This window comes from Cephaloticoccus primus, assembly GCF_001580015.1.
In the GTDB taxonomy this organism is placed as follows: Bacteria; Verrucomicrobiota; Verrucomicrobiia; order Opitutales; family Opitutaceae; genus Cephaloticoccus; species Cephaloticoccus primus.
Genome location: NZ_LSZQ01000012.1, coordinates 70,213 through 86,695, shown reverse-complemented (window position 1 = coordinate 86,695; position 16,483 = coordinate 70,213). Strand labels below are relative to the sequence as shown.

Below are 16,483 nucleotides of genomic sequence, written 5' to 3'. Positions count from 1 at the left end.
CAAGCGGCACAGTAAATGGGAGTGGGCACTGCCCACCGCCCCACGCGCAGTGGGTCTTTGGGGCGTGTGCGGGTATGACTTGGTTCGGCGTGAACAAGGGCGTTTTCGGGGGATCGGAAGGAGTGGTCGGCTGGGTGCCGCCCATTCCTTTTTATGAACTCGTCCTCCGAAACTGACTACCGCCCGCACTACCACTTTTCCCCTGCCAAGGGCTGGATGAATGATCCGAATGGGCTCCTGTATCTCGACGGCATCTGGCACCTGTTTTTCCAGTACTACCCCTGTGAGCCGATCCACGGGCCGATGCACTGGGGCCATGCGACGAGCCCCGATTTGGTGAGCTGGGAGCAGCAGCCGACTGCGTTGTGTCCGCAGGGGCCGATCCAGATTTTTTCGGGGAGCGCGGTCGTCGATTATCAAAACACGTCGGGCTTTGGCACGGCGGCGAACCCGCCTGTTGTGGCGATTTACACCGCCCATGATGTGATGGCTTCTGAGCCGGAGGAGGAAGAGAAGCAGGCGCTGGCGTACTCACTGGATGGCTGCCTGACGTGGACACATTACGAGGGGAACCCCGTCCTGGCCTCTTCGTCGCTGCATTTGAACTTCCGCGATCCAAAGGTCTTTTGGTACGCTCCGGGCGGGCACTGGCTCATGGTTTTGGCGGTGGGAAATCGCGTGCATTTTTACTCTTCGCCGGATCTCAAGGGCTGGACGTTTCTCTCGGAGTTTGGCGCTGACTGCGGTGCGCACGGTGGAGTCTGGGAGTGCCCCGATCTTTTCCCGCTGCCTGTCCAGGGCTGCGCAGGGGAGGGCGGTGAGCAGGCAGCCAGCGAGGGCGAAAAATGGGTCTTGCTGGTGAGCGTAAATCCGGGCGGGCCAAACCCCGGTTCGGCCACGCAGTACTTTGTGGGCGATTTCGACGGGACGGCATTTTCGGTTTCCCGCGTTTCCAAAACAAAGGGGCGCGGGGGAACGAAGCGTGCGGCGCGCGAAGAGAGCGGCGAGAGCTCGGCGCGCTGGGTGGACTGGGGCCGCGATAACTACGCGGGCGTTTTGTTTAACAACGTACCGGTGAGCGATACGCCGCTGCTGGAGGGCGAGGCCAGCCCGCACGGCCGGGTGGGAAGCATGGGGCTGCGCCCCCGGCGGATCATGATCGGCTGGATGTCGAATTGGGACTACGCGGCGAACCTGCCTTCCCGGGCCGACGGTTGGCTCGGCCAAATGACCATTGCCCGCGAGCTCAGCCTGGTGAGCTGCCCCGAAGGCTACGTCCTGAAAAGCTATCCGGTGCAGGAGCTCTTTGATCACCTGAGCTGCGCACTTACCCGCTCCGGCGTCGTGAGGGCTGACTCCGAGGCGGTGCTGATTCACGCCGACGAGCTCGACCTGAGCTGCGCGGTGATTTCGGTGTCGCTGGCAAACCTCGGGCTGGGCCGCACCACGTTTACGCTCAGGAATGGCTGCGATGAGCGGCTGTTTTTTGGAATCGATAATGCCGAGGGCAGTGCCGGGCTTTTCGTGGATCGTCGCTACTCGGGCAGCTTTGCCGGAGATGAAAACTTCGCCGAGCCCGTGATGACGGCCCCGCTCTTTGGCGGGCCACGCAGCGAGGTGAAGTTCCTGTTCGTCCTCGATAAAACCTCGGTGGAGATCTTCGTAGACGAGGGCCTGCGCGTGATGACCGCCCTGTTTTTCCCGAAGCGGCCCTTTATCGAGCTCAGCCTGGGGGCGGCGATTGCCGGTGCCACGTTTTCTCTGGAGGCGGATGAGCCCTATCGAGATAAGCATGGGCGATGAAGTCTCTCCGCCCGCTCGCTCTTGTCCTTGCTCTCGCTTTCCCGTTCTCGGGGTTTCCCAACTCCGCCCCTCCCACCCCTCCCGCCGCCCCCAATGGCTCGCCTGCGCCGACCGCACTTGCGCTCCCCGCTGCGGCGGAGCCTTCGCTGAAAGTCGACCCCGCCCTGCGCACGGGCACGCTGCCGAATGGGCTGCGCTACGCGATCTACCCCAATAAGGAACCGCAGGGCCGCGCCTCGCTGCGCCTCGTCGTGCAGGCGGGCTCGCTCCACGAGACGGAGGAGCAGCGCGGGCTCGCCCACTTCCTGGAGCACATGGCGTTTAACGGCAGCACGAACTATCCGCCGGGGACGCTGGTCGAGTTTTTCCAGCGCATGGGGATGAGCTTCGGCGGCGATACAAACGCCTTCACGAGCTTCGACCGTACGCAGTACATGCTGGAGCTTCCGCGCACCGATGAGCCGACGCTGGCCGAGGGCCTGCGCGTGCTCAGCGACTACGCGGGCGGGCTGCTGCTGCTCGACGAGGAGATCGACCGCGAGCGCGGCGTCATCCTCAACGAGAAGCGCGCGCGCGACAACGTGGGCTACCGCATCTTCGTCGCCCAGTTTGGGTTCATGCTCAATGAAGCGCGCTTGCCGCAGCGGCTGCCGATCGGTCTGGAGCCGGTGATCGAGCAGGCCAGGCGCGACCGCTTCGTCGATTTTTGGGAAACCTGGTACCGGCCCGAGCGGATGATCGTAGTCGCTGTGGGCGACTTCGATGTCGCGCAGGTCGAGGCGCAGATTCGGGAGACCTTTACCCCGCTTGCGGCAAAGGCACCGGCGCGGCCACTGCCCGACATGGGGCGGGTGCCTGACTTTCAGGGCCTGCGCGTGTTTTACCACCACGAGCCCGAGGCGCCCTCGACGACGGTCAGCCTGACCTGGCTCACGCCCTACGCAGACGAGCCCGACAGCGCGCAGAAGCGGCTCGCCGCGCTGCCGCGCGATCTCGCGCTGGAGATTCTCAACCGCCGTTTCACTGAGCTGGCGAGGAAGGAGGGGGCGCCATTTGCCGCGGGGCGGGCCTATGTGGGGGACTATTTCCACTTCGTGACTGAGGCCGAGCTGTCGATAAGCACGACGGCAGAGCACTGGAGCGCGGCACTCGGAGTCGCGGACAAGGAGCTGCGCCGCGCGCTCCAGTTTGGCTTTCGGCCCGAGGAGCTCGCCGAGGTCGTCGCCGAGTATCGCAGCGTGCTGGAGCAGGCCGTGCGCCGCGCACCGACTCGCCACTCGTCCCAGCTCTCCAACGAGCTCGCCGAGGCCCTTCACAAGGGCGAGATATTCGCCCATCCCGAGGCTCATCTCGAACTCTTCTCCGAGGCGCTCTCCCGCCTGACTCCGGAGGATTGCCTCGCCGCGCTGCGCGAGACCTTTTCCGGACGCGGGCACTACATCAGCGTCATGGGGAATTCCGTGATTGGCGACCCGGGTGAGCCGGCCCCGGATGCGGCGAGGGCGGCGATTCGCGATGTCTATGTCGCCTCGCAGCGCGAGCCGGTTTCCCCGCCTGAAGCACTTCACCAGACCGAGTGGGCTTACCATTATTGGGGCGAGCCGGGCCGGGTCGTGAGCGATGAGCGCGTGGCCGATCTTGACCTGCGGCTGATCCGCTTCGCCAACGGCGTGCGCCTTAACCTTAAGAAAACCGGGTTTGAAAAAGGTGTCATCAAGGTCGCGTTGCGCGTGGGCGAGGGGAAGCTCTGCGAGCCTGCGGAGCAGTACCCGGGCATCGGTGTGGTTGCGGCAGGGCTCTTTAATCTGGGGGGGCTCGGTGCGCACGATCCCGACGAGCTGCGGCGGCTCCTGGCCGGACACACGGTGAGCTCGGGTTTCCGGGTGGAGCTCGACGCCTTTACGCTCGCAGGAGAGACGACCCGCGACGACCTCCAGCTCCAGCTCCAGATTATGGCGGCGCAGTTGACCGATGTGGGGCTGCGGCCCGAGGCCCTGCGCGAGCTGCACAAGGATATTAACCAGATGTATCGCGGTTTTGCCCACACCACGAATGGCCCGCTCGCGACCGAGGTCGCCCGATTCGTAATGGGCGGCGACCCGCGCTTCGGCCTGCCGCCCAAGGAGGTCTTGCTCTCGCGCACGCCGGAAGAGGCGCGCGAATGGCTCACCGAGCCGCTCGCCCAAGGCCCGCTCGAAGTTGCGATCGTGGGCGACTTTGACCCCGAGGCGACTATCGCCGCTGTGGCAGGGACGCTCGGCGCACTGCCGCCGCGCCGCGAACGCCGCGCCCTCGATGAGCGCAAGCAGGTGAGGTTTCCCGAGAAACCGTTTAACAAAAACTACCGCATCCCGACCGAGATCGATAAAGGCGAGCTGCGCGTGTACTGGCCGACGACCGACGGGATCGACGTGCAGCGCCGCCGCCGCCTCGCCCTGCTCGGCGCGGTGCTGAACGACCGGCTGCGCGTAAAGGTGCGCGAGGAGATCGGCGGCAGCTACAGCCCCCGCGCCATGAGCCAGGCGAGCGAAGTGTTCCCCGGCTACGGCTCCATGCAGGCCGCCTGCATCGTGGATCCCGCGCAGGCCGGGATGATTACCGACCTGATCGTGGAAATCGGCGACGACCTCGCGCGCAATGGAGTGTCGGCCGACGAGCTTGAGCGCGCGCGCCAGCCCGTGATGACGAGCATCCGCGAATCGCTTCGCAGCAACGACTACTGGCTGCACAGCGTGCTGGCGGACGCCCAGGAAAAACCCGAGTCGCTCGACTGGGCGCGCACGCGCGAGCGCGACTTCGAGTCGATCACGGCCGAGGAGCTCAGCGAACTGGCGCGCACCTACCTCGGGGCCGCCCGTGCTTCGCGCGTCATCGTCTTGCCGGAGGCAAAGTAGGAGGAGTGCGTTTGATTGATTGCAGAAAAACGGGCAGCTCCTCCTGCCCGTGGGGGGCAGGATGGCGGTGGCGGCGACAAATGTCGCCTGATCAGCGCTCGCCCCAGTCTTCCACCACCAGCTCCGGCACACGCGTAAACTCACGCACATTTGCCGTCACAATCCCATATCCCAAAGCCAGCGCATGCCCGGCGAGCAGGCTGTCCATCGCCCCGATCGGCTGCGCATTCGGCTTCAACTTTGCCAGGTACGCCCGCACTTCACCCGTAAGTTCCGCTGCCCGTTCGTCGTACGGCTGCACATCAGGAATATCTTCGCGCAGCCGATTTAACCTCGCGCGCAGCTTCGGGCGCTCCGGCTGCTTGCGTACCCCGTACTCCAACTCACTCCAAACAATGGACGACAGGCGCAAGCTCGGCCACGATGCCCGCACACGCGCAACCAACCCAATATCGCGACCCCGCAGGTACGCTGATACTGCATTGGTATCCAGGAAGAAGTAGTCAGGTAGACTCATTGCTCAAATCGCGGGAACTCGAAGTCCTTCTCACTCGCCCCAGCGGCAATTGCGGCTTCCTCCTCGGTCCTGACTTCCCGGTGTATCTCATCCCACCGCTTCCGCCGCTCTTGATAGGCCCGCTCGCGAACCACCGGGTCATAAACGATAAGATCCCCACTATTGCCCCTCTCAATGCAAAGCTCCTTCGACTCAAACTTCAGCGCGCTTGGCAGCCGAAGTGCCATTGAGTTCCCGCTTTTAAACACTTTCGCAGTAAACTTCATAACGCGCGCACGTTGTGTCCCCTCATAGGGACAGTCAAACCCTGCGCCAAATCGACAGCGTCTGTGACCTTTGGGTGAGATGCGCTCGACTCCTGAGCCGCTGTGCAAATTGGGCCGAGGTCGCCGACCTCCGCGCAGGCTTGAGTGGAGGTGCCACTGGAGCCGAGAGCATGAGTGGGGAAGCCGCACCGTCGCTGTTTTTTATTCGCGCATAGGTGGAGCTACGTAGAGGTTGCGCATCATGAACCCCCGTTACCCCTTCGCGCTGGGCCTTGCCCTGCTGCTTTCGTGGCTGCTGCTCGGCGGTTGCACGACCGATGATGCCCCCTCTTCGCCCGCGCCGAAAAACAAGTCGGCGACCGCAGTGGGGCCGGCACCCGCGAAGCGCCCAACCAACCGGATGCCGCAGCTTGAGCTGCCGCAAGATCCCGCGCTGCGCACGGGCAAGCTGCGCAACGGGCTGCGCTACGCAGTCTATCCCAACAAGCAGCCGGAGGGCCGCGCCTCGCTACGGCTCATCGTGCGTGCGGGCTCGCTCCACGAAACCGACGAGCAGCGCGGCCTCGCGCACTTTCTGGAGCACATGGCCTTTGCCGGCAGCACGCACTACCCGCCGGGAAAGCTGGTCGAGTTTTTCCGGCGGATGGGGATGCGCGTCGGTGCGGATACCAACGCGCTCACCGGCTTCGACCGCACCATGTACATGCTGGAGCTGCCCAATACCGATGCGGAGACACTCGCTGAGGCGTTTCAGGTGTTTGGCGATTACGCGGGCGGGCTCTTGTTGCTCGACGAGGAGATCGAGCGCGAGCGCGCCGTCGTCCTCAGCGAGAAACGCGAGCGCGATAGCTCACTCTACCGAGCGAAGGCGGCGGACCTGGAGTTTATCTTGGGCGGTTCGCTCGTGCCCAAGCGGCTGCCCATCGGCGAGGAGTCGGTCATCCGCTCTGCTGGCCGCGAGCAGCTCCTCGACTTCTGGAACACGTGGTACCGGCCCGAGCGGATGATGATCGTGGCCGTAGGCGACTTTGATGCGAAGAAGGTCGAGTCGCAGATTCGCAAAACCTTCGCGCCGCTAAAGGCCCGCGCCCCCGCCCGCCCCGAGCCCGACTTGGGCGAGCTGCCCAACCCTGATGTTACCCGCGCCTACTATTACTACGACGCGGAGGCTCCGGCCACGAGCGTCCGCATCACAAATATCCTGCCTTACAATCTTGATCTGCACGCCGAGGTTAAGGGCCTCCTGAGTGAAGACAGCGCCCCGAACCGGATGATGGATCTGGTGATCGACGTCGCATTCGAGATGTTCAATCGCAGGCTCGCGGTGTTGGCGCAGAAGGAGGGTGCCCCCTTTCTCGCTGCTCAGGTGTCGAGGAAGGATGAGTTCAACTTTTACCGACAAGCCACAATCGAGATCAGCACTCAGGGCGAGCAATGGCGCGAGGCGCTCGCGGTGGCCGATCAGGAGCTGCGCCGGGTGAGGGATCATGGCTTCCTGCCCGAAGAGTTCGCCGAGGTTTTGGCCGAGTTTAAAACCGCCATTGAAGCGATGGGCCGCGGTGCGGCCAACCGCCAGTCCGGAAGGATAGCCAACCAAATCGCGCAGGCCCTCCACGATGGGAAAGTCATTACCCATCCGCACTTCGACTACGGGCTGCTCAAGCCGTCACTGGACCAGATCCCGCTCGAGCTGTGCCAGCGGTTTTTGCAGATGCTTTTTGGCAGGCCGCCGGGGCTTGGGGAGGGGTTCTTCGTCAGCGTGATGGGCAATGCGCTGATTGAGGAGGAGGGGAAGAGCCCGACTGAGGTTATCCTGGAGGTTGGCCGAGCTGCCAGCCAAGTGCCCGTCGAGCCGCTCGGCGAGCGCGAGGCAGTCGAGTGGGCCTATACCGATTGGGGCGAGCCGGGCACAGTCGTGAGTGACGAGCGCGTGGCCGATCTCGACCTGCGGCTCGTCCGCTTCGCCAACGGCGTGCGGCTCAACTTCAAGAAAACTGACTTCGAGCCCGGGCTCGTGCGCGTGTGGCTGCGCGTTGGCGAGGGCCGCATCGCCCTGCCCGTAGAGTTGCCCGGGCTAAACACATTGGCAGATCTGACCTTCAACTCCGCCGGACTTGGGAAGCATTCCGTTGAGGAGTTGAACCGGCTCTTTGCCGGAGTGAGCGGAGGAGCGCTCTTCAGGGTGCGGGACGATGCCTTTATCCTCCAGGGGCAGAGCTTCCCCAAAGACCTGCGGATGTATTTCCAGTCGCTCACCGCGCAGTTGGTCGACCCCGGCTGGCGGCCCGAAGCCCTGCGCCAGGCGCACCGAGTCGCGCAGAATATGTACCTGCACTTTCAGCACACGCCTGAAGGGCCGTTGACGGCTGAGGTCACTCGTATCCTTTCCGGCGGCGATCCGCGCTTTGCCCTGCCCGAAGAGAGCGTCCTGCTCTCGCGCACGATGGAGGAGCTGCGTGACTGGCTGGGCCCGCAGCTCGCGCACGGCCCGCTCGAAGTCTCGGTCATAGGCGACTTCGATCCCGAGGCGCTGTTGGCGATTGTGGCCGAGACACTGGGCGCACTGCCCGCGCGTGCGCAGAAACGCGACTTCACCGCGGAGCTGGCTAAAATAACGTTTCCCGAAAAACCGTTTAACGAAACCTACCGCATCCAGACGCAGATCGATAAGGGCGAAGTGCGCGTGTACTGGCCCACTCGTGGCGCGGGAGACCACCGCCACTCGCACTTACTCTTTGCTCTCGCCTCCATCTTTGAAGAGCGGCTGCGCGCTCAGGTACGCGAGAAAATGGGCGCCAGCTACAGCCCCTCGGTCCAGAGTAACAGAGGCGAAGCCACTCCCAACTTTGGCTATATCGAGGCCGGTTGCACAGTCGATCCGCGCCAGGCCCGGCAGGTGCAGGATTTGATTGTGCAGATCGGTGACGAGCTCGCCCGCAACGGCGTGAAAAAGGAAGAGCTCAACCGCATCCGGAAAGTGAAGCTGAACGATGCGCGCCAATTACAGCGCAACAACATGTACTGGCTCACCACTGTTCTGGCCCAGGCTCAGGAAAACCCCGAGACGCTCAATCCGGTGCGGACACTCCGCAGCGACATCGAGTCGATCAGCGTCGAAGAGCTGAGCGAGCTCGCGCGCACCTATCTCGGCGCCGCCCGCGCCTCGCGCGTTCTCGTCCTGCCCGAGGGCAAAGAGTGATCCCGCCGGGCTCGCCGCCACATCCCGAGGTGTCAGCCGCCAAACCGGAAAAGTCTGCTCCCCTTTGAGAAAGGCGCCCGGCTTGTTGGCCGAGCGCAACTTCCCCGGGCCCCTCTCGCCCGCCGCCCCGCGCGAGCGGGAAGAGGCAGCCCCACAGCCTCCGCGAGTTGCTGGCTCTTGTTGACTGAGGGGCAGCACCATCCGCAGCCAGTTTGTGGCGTTATACAGTAAGGGCAGCTTGAGGCTGTTATTTTGTAAGCGAGGTGGAGGATAGCTGGGCCCTGAGGTAGGCGGCACCTGCTTTTACGGCGGCGGCAGGATCTCTCGGTAAGTCATGCTCGATGATGTACCACTGTGCGCCAGCCTGTGCCGCAGCGGGGAGGATCGCCGCCCAATCGAGTACGCCCTCACCTACCGTAGCGAGGCCGAGGTGATTATCGGCCCGCCCGACTGGGGCGCGATCTTTGGCGTGAATGGCAAAGACCCGCCCCGAGAATCTCTCCAGCATTTCCACAGGGTCATAGCCTGCGCGCGCCACCCAGGACATATCGAGCTCGGCCTGGAGTGAGGGGCCCGCCGCGGCAAACATGATCTCAAGCCCCGTCTTCCCGTCGAAGTCTACCAATTCATAAGAGTGGTTGTGGTAGGCGAGCGACAGTCCCTCGGCCTCCAGCCGGCGGGCCATTTCTCCGAGGTAGTGCCCCGCTTCGGCCCAGCCAGCGGGGTCCTTGTTCGGCATTTGGGAGAGGATCAGCGCAGGCACCACCAGCATGTGGTTTCCCAGCGTTTTATTGAAGGCGACCTGGGCACCGAAGTTCTCGCGCAGGTCAGATAGCTCTACATGCGCAGAAACAATCTTGAGCCCGTATTTCTCTACAAGGGCCTTCAGCTCATGAGCCGAGACACCTTGATTGCCGAAGATCTCGATCGCAGTGATGCCCGCCGCCTTCACGGCGGCTAACTGCGCCTCAAGCGTCGGCATGCTGCGCAGCGTATACATCTGCACGGCGATTGGAGATTCTTTTTGGGCCTTGGCCTCTCTTGTCATGGCAGTGGGCAAAGCCGCACAAAGCAGCAGCGCGCTAAGGGCAGCAGCGAGTGGGAGACGTTGTATTTTCATTTTTTTGGGGGGATTACGGGGTGGACGTGTGTGTGGATCGGGTGCGGTTTAGAATTTCCACGTCGCCGAGCCGTAGATGTTTCGGGGAGTACCGACGTTGATGAGGGTGCGGGCGTCGGGCGCGGCGATGTAGTCTTTATCCAGCGCGTTGGCGACCGTGAGGCTGTAGCTCCAGTTGGCGCGGGTGTAGCTTAGCGTGAAATCGACGAGTGTATGCGCGGGCAAAAAACCAGAGCTGCGAATCGGGATCGGGTTGGCTGGCGTAGATGCCGGAGTGAGCCCCGCGACATTCTCAATGGCTCGTTCGCCGCTGTAGACCGCGCCTACAGCGAGGGCCAGTCCCCTGAGCGAGCCGCGCACGAACTCATAGCGGATGTAGCCGCTCGCCAGCTCTTCGGCTGCACCACCGAGGAGGTTTCCATTGGGATCGCGATTGGTCGTATCCGTATAGCTGGCGATGACCGAGAGGCTCGGAGTGATGGAGCCAGTGACCTGGTACTCCCAGCCCCTGGCCTCGCGCGAGAGGTATAGGCTGGGCAATAGTGTGGGCGGTGGCGGGTTGGCAAAGTTGCCCGGGTTGAAGACTTCGTAGCCGCTTTGCGAAATCTCGTAGTAGGCGATTGAGGCGATGATGCGCCCATCGAGGAAGCTGCCTTTGATGCCAAACTCGTCCTGCTCTCCCGCCGAAAAGGTCGGCGCAATCCCCGCTCCCACTTGCTCAAAGTCCGCTACAGGCACGGCATTCTCGGTGTGACCGTAGTAGAGCGACAGGCTGCTCAGCGGTTTTACAACGACGCCGTAGTTGTAGGTCGCCTTGCTGCCGGAGCCGGGGAACATCTGGCCTGCGACGGCTGGGTTGGGCGGAGTTTTGGCGGCAGAGAGCTTGTCCCCACTGAGGGCGTTAAAGGTGACGTGCGAGACGCCGCCCGAAATCACGACCCGCTTATCAAACAGTTCGAGCTGCTCTGTCAGGTAGACTTGGTAGCGGCTTTCCTGGAGGCGGCGTTGCGAGTTTATCGGGCCAACGACGGGCGTGCCGCTCGGGCGTGTTTCGGTGAGTATGTTGATGGACGGTGCGAAGCGCTGTGCCCTGTCGGAGTTGCGACTCGAGTAGGCGTAGGCAAAGCCGAGCAGTGTTGTCGATTTCAGTGAGTCCGCCTCGACGATGTAGGACCAGTCGTTCTGCACATCGCGATAACGCCTGTCAGTGGTTTGTTCCGTGCCGATGAGGCCCAGGTTGGGATCAAGCGCGGGCTCGGGAATCGTCGCGGTGTAGGGCGGGTTGGGGTCGAAGAGGACGCCCGGGACGTACTCGCCTGTGAGCGGGTTGACAGGTGTCCAGCCAGCAGGCACGGGGAGCAGGTAGCTCATGCGGATGCGCAAGTCGGACTGAGGGTTTCTGCCTTCGGCGACGCGCCCTGCCACGCGTACAGAGAGCCGATCCGTCAGTGTCGAAGTGAAAAGCAGCATGGCTTGATTCCACTCCTCGCGATCAAACTCGTAATCTCGTCCGTAGGTCGGGTTGAAATTGCGGGGGACGCCCTGGAGCACTTTAAACGCGCCACGTGTGCCGACGCTCGGGTCAGTCGGGATGCCTACGATGTTGGCATCTTTGAAGTGATAGTACTCGTAGCGCAGCGTGAGGTTCGTTTGTGGGGCCAGTCTCCACGTGAGCGACGGTGTGAAGAGAAGTGAATCGCGCCGATAGCCATCAATGTAGCCTGTGCTGTCTTGGTAGGCGACGACTGCGCGGTAGGCGAAAGAGTCATTGATCGGGCCGGTGACATCGACCTCTGCGCGGTTGGTATTGTATTCGCCAAGCTGGAGTTTGGCCGAGCCGCCGAAGGTGAACTGCGGCTTCTTGGTCACCAGGTTAACCGTGCCCCCGGGTGTGCCCGAGGGGTGCAGCAGCGCATCAGGGCCCTTTACGACCTCGACCCGGCCAATGGCTCCGTGGTCGTAGTTTCCGCGGCCCGCAGTATTAAACCCGTCCACCCGGCGGCCTCCCGTCTCAAAGCCGCGAATCGTTGTGCGATCTTCCCCGCCCGGAATACGGGCCTCGCCCACGCCCGCCACATATTTGGTGGCATCGAGAACGCGGGAGCCGCCGACGTCGTTGAGAAACTCCGAAGTCAGCACCGTGACCGTCGTCGGCGTATCCATGATATTTGCTGCGATACGCCCTCCCGCAGCAGACTCGCTCGCTTGATAACGCGCTGGAGCCAAAGAGGAGACTTCAAATGGCGAGAGGACGACCGTCTCCTCCGCAGTTTGATCGGGAGCTGTCTGCGCGAGCGAGACGGTCGCCGTTATCGAAATCAACACGCCACAAAGCGTAGCGGTTATGATCAGGCGGGGAGGGAGATTTGGGGAGTTGGGGTGTTTCATTGTTGGGGTAAGCTAAAGGCCGACTCACGACCTGGGGTTTACGATAGGGCCGCCCTGCGAGCGGCCGCGTGAGATTTCGGAAAAGCTCTCGGGCCGAGGGGCTTTCCCAAAAATATCTGGCCGCAACTCCTGCCGCGGCACCTGCCCTTCGCTCGCCTCATCCAGGCGCCGCGCCAATACTCCGCCAAAGCGCGATCCCACACAGAGTGATTTGCGCAGATACCCCAGCGAAGTTCCCGCCCGACTCGCATACTCGTGCTGCTGCGCCACAGCCAGTTTTCCCAGATAGGCTCGAAGCGATTTCATGGCTTGGAGATTTTTACTATATAATAAATTTAGTCAATTCCATACAGCATTAATAAGGCCGGGTTTTCCCACTGCGCCCCGATTAATTTAATTCGTGATTACTCAGAGGTAATCTTAGGCCATCCGGATGAACCGTACCGTAGGGGAAATCATGGAGGCCCGCCGCGCCCGCCTTCACGCTTGGATCAAGGCCCATCATGAGGGCTCTCAAGCTGCCTTCGTCCACGCAACGGGCATTAACCGGGGGGAGCTCTCCTCATTGCTCCACGCCAAGCCGTTTGGGGAAAGTCGGGCAGCCACACTGGAGGAGCTTGCGGACATGCCCAAGGGCTACCTGGTCTTTCCCCTCAACGAGTCGGGGCAGACTTCAGCTGCCGTGCCGCCTGCGATCCAGCGCTTCGCGGGTTTCGGCCCGGAGCTTCAGGACCTGCTCTTCACACTTGGCGAAGCGGCTCAAGCTTTGCCCGAGATTGCGGCCCATCTCGGAACCCTGAAGCAGCTTGTCCATAAACGCCTTCGCGGCGGCCCAGCTTCTCCCAAACCGAAAAAGCCGAAGAAGCGTAAGTCTGGTTCATGATCTTTTTCAGCGGCGCGCTGAGCGGCTGTCGGCGCTGTGATTTCGTAGAGATTCATAAATGACAGTATCTCGTTCGCGTGAGGCTAGTGAGCGTGCGAGCGGGAAGAGGTGGCGCCACAGCCTCCTTGACCTGGGGTGGTGGGGCGTGCATCACGCTTCGCACGTTCCGAGTCACGGAGGAGTGGCTGAGTGGTTAAAGGCATCTGTCTTGAAAACAGACGTGGGTGTAAGCCCACCGGGGGTTCGAATCCCTCCTCCTCCGCGCGGGATCGCTCACCGCTTCGTAGCCCTTTGCTTTCCCCCCAAAAAATGAGCACGCCCCCAATTCCGCTGTCCTTGATTCCGCAGCCTGCCCAAGTCGAACGCGGCGAAGGTCAGTTCACGCTCACGGCGCAAACGGCGCTCATTGCAATTGGCGGCAAACCGCACACTGCCAAGGCCGCTGCCCAATTTGCGGCGATGGTCGAAGAGAGTTTTGGGCAAAAACTCCCGCAGCTTGTGGAAGCCGCCGACGGAGCCGAGGCGGCCGCAGCACCCGCAGCCGCGCGCGTGATCCGCTTTCGCTTCGACGAAGGCGCTGAGCTGCCGCGCGAGGGCTACGTTCTGGAAATCACGCCCTCCGGCGTTTCGATCCGCGCGGGCGATGCAGCCGGACTTTTTTACGGCGCAGTTACGCTCTGGCAGCTCCTCACTGCTGCGCCCGAACCCGCGCTCCCCGCCACGCTTCCCGCGCTGCGGATCACCGACTCGCCACGCTTCAAGTGGCGCGGCTTCATGCTCGACTCCGCCCGCCACATGCAGCCGGTCGAGCAGATCAAGCGGCTGATCGACCAGGCCGCGCGGCACAAGCTCAACACCTTCCATTGGCACCTCACCGATGACCAAGGCTGGCGGCTGGAAATCAAGCGCTACCCAAAACTCACCGAAGTCGGCGCGTGGCGCATCCCTGCGGGCAAGGCGGGAATCGGCCCCGATGGGCAGCCGCTGCGCTACGGCGGGTTTTACACGCAGGCCGAGGCGCGCGACATCGTCGCCTACGCTGCCGAGCGGCACATCACGGTCGTGCCCGAGTTTGATATGCCCGGCCACGCGCGCGCCGCGCTGGCCGCTTACCCCGAGTTTGGCCCCACAGGGCAGGCGCCCGAGGTTTCGCCCGACTGGGGGATCCACCCCTACATCTTTGATGTGACCGACGAAGCCTTCGCGTTTCTGGAAAACATCCTGCGCGAGTTTTTCGACATCTTCCCCAGTCGCTACATTCACATCGGCGGTGACGAGGCCGTAAAACATCACTGGAAAAACTCGCCCAAGGTGCAGGAGAAAATCCGTGCGCTCGGCCTCGCCGACGAGAACGCGCTGCAAAGCTGGTTCGTCCGTCGTGTTGCCCGGTTCCTCGCCGCCAACGAACGCCAACTCATCGGTTGGACCGAAATCATCGACGGCGGCCCGTTGCCCGAGGGCGCCAGCCTGATGGTCTGGTACAAACTCGAAAGCGCCGCAGTGGCTGCCGAGGCAGGGCACGATGTCGTGATGACGCCCTCCGCTTACACTTACCTGAATTGCGCACAGTCTTTTGCCCACGCCGCGCCTCCCGGCCACGATTGGCCGACCACGCTTCAGGTGGTTTACGAGCACGAGCCGATTCCCGAGGACGTGCCCGCCAGCGCTGCGCATCGGATTATCGGCTATCAAGCGAACCTTTGGACCGAGCATATCCGCATACCGCAGCACGTGGAGCACATGCTCTACCCGCGGCTCTCTGCCATCGCCGAAAACGCGTGGTCGCCCGCAGCCCTGCGCGATTGGCGGGGCTTCTTGCCGCGCATCGTCGCGCAGCTCCGCCGGCTGCACCGCACCGGAATTGCTGCCGCTGACAGCGCCTTCGCCGCGCAGATCGACGCGGAGCCTGCCGATGCCGATGCGGGCCCAAACCCGAGTGCCGCCCAAGTGCGACTCTGGAGCCAGACCGGATTTGGTGAGCTGCGCTACACGACCGACGGCAGCGAACCGCGTGCCGATTCGCCGCGCTACACCGAGCCGCTCACGCTCGCGCTCCCCGTCACGATCACCGTCAACGCCTTCTTTGAGGGGCGGCCTATTGCCAAGCCGCACCGCGCCGTGGTGGATGCGCTCGCATTGCGCACCCGCACTGCCGAGCAACTCCTTCCCCAGCCGGAAAGTGGCCGCCGCCTCGAGGACGATGAGCCGCTGGAGGGCGAGCGACTCACCGTCCTTGTCAATATCGTCACGCCCCGCTGGGTCTGGAAACAGGCGCCGCTCGATGGCATCCGCAGCCTGCGTGTCGAAGCACTCGACGTGCCCTACAACTTCGCCTTCGCGCCAGAGCACGAACAGCCGCTCCAGCGCGCTACCGAGCCCGTCTACCTGCAACTTTACTTTGGCGGCTTCGAGGGCGAGCCGGTCGCTCAAGCACTCGTCGATCCCGCGCTGCCCACACCGATCAAAACCGTAACCCTGCCGCTGCCCGAAGGCCTCAGTGGCCGACACGACCTGCACCTTAAATTCACCGGCGACGAGTTTACCGAGCTCCCGCGCGAAACCCTCTGGGCCATCAAGCGCCTCCAGCTCCTCACTGCCGAAGAAGCGCGAAACGGCCAGTGACCGCGGGTGTTTACGCCCACGCGAGGAGGTGCCCGCCCGCCACCGTTTTGGAGTAAACGTAGGAAGGCGCACCCGAGCGAATCGGATGCGCCTTCTGTGCGAAGCAAAACGGGCTTTTTAAGGCCCCGGCTGACACAGCCTCGACTACCCCTAGTCTGTCCGATGCTGGCCGAATGGGTGTTTAACCAACGCCGGACGGATGCTGTGCCAAGGTGTCAGGGAGTATTCCTCCGTACTTTCCGCAAGCGCGTAAATTCACGTAGCCGCCCTGCTCCCGCGCTGTCGATGGGGAGTGGGCTGGGACGGCTCACGGGGTGGCCGGGCTTATGCCTTTTTCTTGTACAGGGTCTTGGGATCTACGAGGCGGCGGGCGACGAATTGCAGGGTCATGCTCGCCTGGTTGTCGGGATCGGCTTGTCCGCTGAGCTGGCGGTAGAAGCAGGATTTGTAGCCGTTGTGGCAGGAGACGCCGCCGATGCTTTCGACCTTCAGCAGGATGACGTCCTGGTCGCAGTCGGTGAGGACGGCTTTGACGAGTTGCACGTTCCCCGACTCCTCGCCTTTGCACCAGAGCTTGCGCCGTGAGCGGCTCCAGTAGGTGGCCTTGCCGGTGCGCAGGGTGTGCGCGAGTGACTCGGCATTCATGAAGGCAAACATCAGCACTTCGTTGGTGAGGTGGTCAGTGGTGATGCAGGGGATGAGCCCTTCGGCGTCGAACTTGGGTTGGAGGGTGGTGCCGAGTTCGATCTCGGCAGTGGTGGTGCGTGCGGGAAAAACAAAGGCACTCATGG

General features: G+C 63.0%; 10 protein-coding genes and 1 tRNA gene. 6 read left to right on the top strand and 5 right to left on the bottom strand.

Annotation, left to right across the window (positions count from 1 at the left end; translation table 11 throughout):
• The first annotated feature begins 153 nt into the window (after positions 1–153).
• Together AXK11_RS01460 and AXK11_RS01455 are read left to right on the top strand one after the other, a co-directional pair.
• Complete coding sequence (locus tag AXK11_RS01460) at positions 154–1,803, top strand: glycoside hydrolase family 32 protein (RefSeq protein ID WP_068628602.1); 1,650 nt, start codon at positions 154–156, stop codon at positions 1,801–1,803.
• A complete protein-coding gene (locus AXK11_RS01455; protein WP_068628600.1) occupies positions 1,800–4,697 on the top strand; it encodes a M16 family metallopeptidase in 2,898 nt (965 codons plus the stop codon). Before AXK11_RS01460 ends, AXK11_RS01455 begins: the two co-directional genes overlap by 4 nt.
• A 91-nt stretch (positions 4,698–4,788) precedes the next feature.
• Here AXK11_RS01455 and AXK11_RS01450 read toward each other — a convergent pair whose 3' ends face one another.
• A complete protein-coding gene (locus tag AXK11_RS01450) occupies positions 4,789–5,214 on the bottom strand; it encodes a type II toxin-antitoxin system VapC family toxin (RefSeq protein ID WP_068628598.1) in 426 nt (141 codons plus the stop codon).
• Positions 5,211–5,480 carry an AbrB/MazE/SpoVT family DNA-binding domain-containing protein gene (locus AXK11_RS01445; RefSeq protein ID WP_068628596.1) on the bottom strand — a complete coding sequence of 90 codons (270 nt, stop codon included), beginning with the start codon at positions 5,478–5,480 and terminating at the stop codon, positions 5,211–5,213. The genes AXK11_RS01450 and AXK11_RS01445 overlap by 4 nt, the downstream gene beginning before the upstream one ends.
• A 241-nt stretch (positions 5,481–5,721) precedes the next feature.
• Between AXK11_RS01445 and AXK11_RS01440 the strand changes: the two genes are divergently transcribed.
• Positions 5,722–8,679, top strand: coding sequence for a M16 family metallopeptidase (locus tag AXK11_RS01440; RefSeq protein ID WP_068628593.1), 2,958 nt, complete (start codon positions 5,722–5,724; stop codon positions 8,677–8,679).
• A gap of 247 nt (positions 8,680–8,926) precedes the next feature.
• Here AXK11_RS01440 and AXK11_RS01435 read toward each other — a convergent pair whose 3' ends face one another.
• Both AXK11_RS01435 and AXK11_RS01430 read right to left on the bottom strand, forming a co-directional pair.
• The gene (locus AXK11_RS01435) at positions 8,927–9,799 is read right to left on the bottom strand and encodes a sugar phosphate isomerase/epimerase family protein (protein ID WP_068628592.1); all 873 of its coding nucleotides are present in this window, start codon (positions 9,797–9,799) and stop codon (positions 8,927–8,929) included.
• Between the two features lie 48 nt (positions 9,800–9,847).
• Positions 9,848–12,187 carry a TonB-dependent siderophore receptor gene (locus AXK11_RS01430; RefSeq protein ID WP_082780740.1) on the bottom strand — a complete coding sequence of 780 codons (2,340 nt, stop codon included), beginning with the start codon at positions 12,185–12,187 and terminating at the stop codon, positions 9,848–9,850.
• Positions 12,188–12,620: 433 nt separating this feature from the next.
• Between AXK11_RS01430 and AXK11_RS01425 the strand changes: the two genes are divergently transcribed.
• The 3 genes from AXK11_RS01425 (at position 12,621) to AXK11_RS01415 (ending at position 15,692) form a co-directional block, all read left to right on the top strand.
• Positions 12,621–13,070, top strand: coding sequence for a hypothetical protein (locus AXK11_RS01425; RefSeq protein ID WP_156469130.1), 450 nt, complete (start codon positions 12,621–12,623; stop codon positions 13,068–13,070).
• 175 nt (positions 13,071–13,245) lie between these two features.
• Positions 13,246–13,332: transfer RNA gene (locus AXK11_RS01420), tRNA-Ser, on the top strand.
• Positions 13,333–13,379: 47 nt separating this feature from the next.
• Entirely contained in the window at positions 13,380–15,692 is a 2,313-nt protein-coding gene (locus AXK11_RS01415) for a beta-N-acetylhexosaminidase (protein WP_068628586.1), read from the top strand.
• A gap of 324 nt (positions 15,693–16,016) precedes the next feature.
• Here AXK11_RS01415 and hisI read toward each other — a convergent pair whose 3' ends face one another.
• Positions 16,017–16,481: a phosphoribosyl-AMP cyclohydrolase gene (gene hisI / locus AXK11_RS01410; RefSeq protein WP_068628584.1), complete on the bottom strand. Its 465-nt coding sequence runs from the start codon at positions 16,479–16,481 to the stop codon at positions 16,017–16,019.
• Positions 16,482–16,483: the final 2 nt, after the last annotated feature.

What these genes read in the sequence shown, in the direction of transcription:
- AXK11_RS01460 (WP_068628602.1), top strand. Translation starts at nt 154, where the DNA reads ATGAACTCGTCCTCCGAAACTGACTACCGCCCGCACTACCACTTTTCC.
- AXK11_RS01455 (WP_068628600.1), top strand. Translation starts at nt 1,800, where the DNA reads ATGAAGTCTCTCCGCCCGCTCGCTCTTGTCCTTGCTCTCGCTTTCCCG.
- AXK11_RS01450 (WP_068628598.1), bottom strand. Translation starts at nt 5,214, where the DNA reads ATGAGTCTACCTGACTACTTCTTCCTGGATACCAATGCAGTATCAGCG.
- AXK11_RS01445 (WP_068628596.1), bottom strand. Translation starts at nt 5,480, where the DNA reads ATGAAGTTTACTGCGAAAGTGTTTAAAAGCGGGAACTCAATGGCACTT.
- AXK11_RS01440 (WP_068628593.1), top strand. Translation starts at nt 5,722, where the DNA reads ATGAACCCCCGTTACCCCTTCGCGCTGGGCCTTGCCCTGCTGCTTTCG.
- AXK11_RS01435 (WP_068628592.1), bottom strand. Translation starts at nt 9,799, where the DNA reads ATGAAAATACAACGTCTCCCACTCGCTGCTGCCCTTAGCGCGCTGCTG.
- AXK11_RS01430 (WP_082780740.1), bottom strand. Translation starts at nt 12,187, where the DNA reads ATGAAACACCCCAACTCCCCAAATCTCCCTCCCCGCCTGATCATAACC.
- AXK11_RS01425 (WP_156469130.1), top strand. Translation starts at nt 12,621, where the DNA reads ATGAACCGTACCGTAGGGGAAATCATGGAGGCCCGCCGCGCCCGCCTT.
- AXK11_RS01415 (WP_068628586.1), top strand. Translation starts at nt 13,380, where the DNA reads ATGAGCACGCCCCCAATTCCGCTGTCCTTGATTCCGCAGCCTGCCCAA.
- hisI (WP_068628584.1), bottom strand. Translation starts at nt 16,481, where the DNA reads ATGAGTGCCTTTGTTTTTCCCGCACGCACCACCACTGCCGAGATCGAA.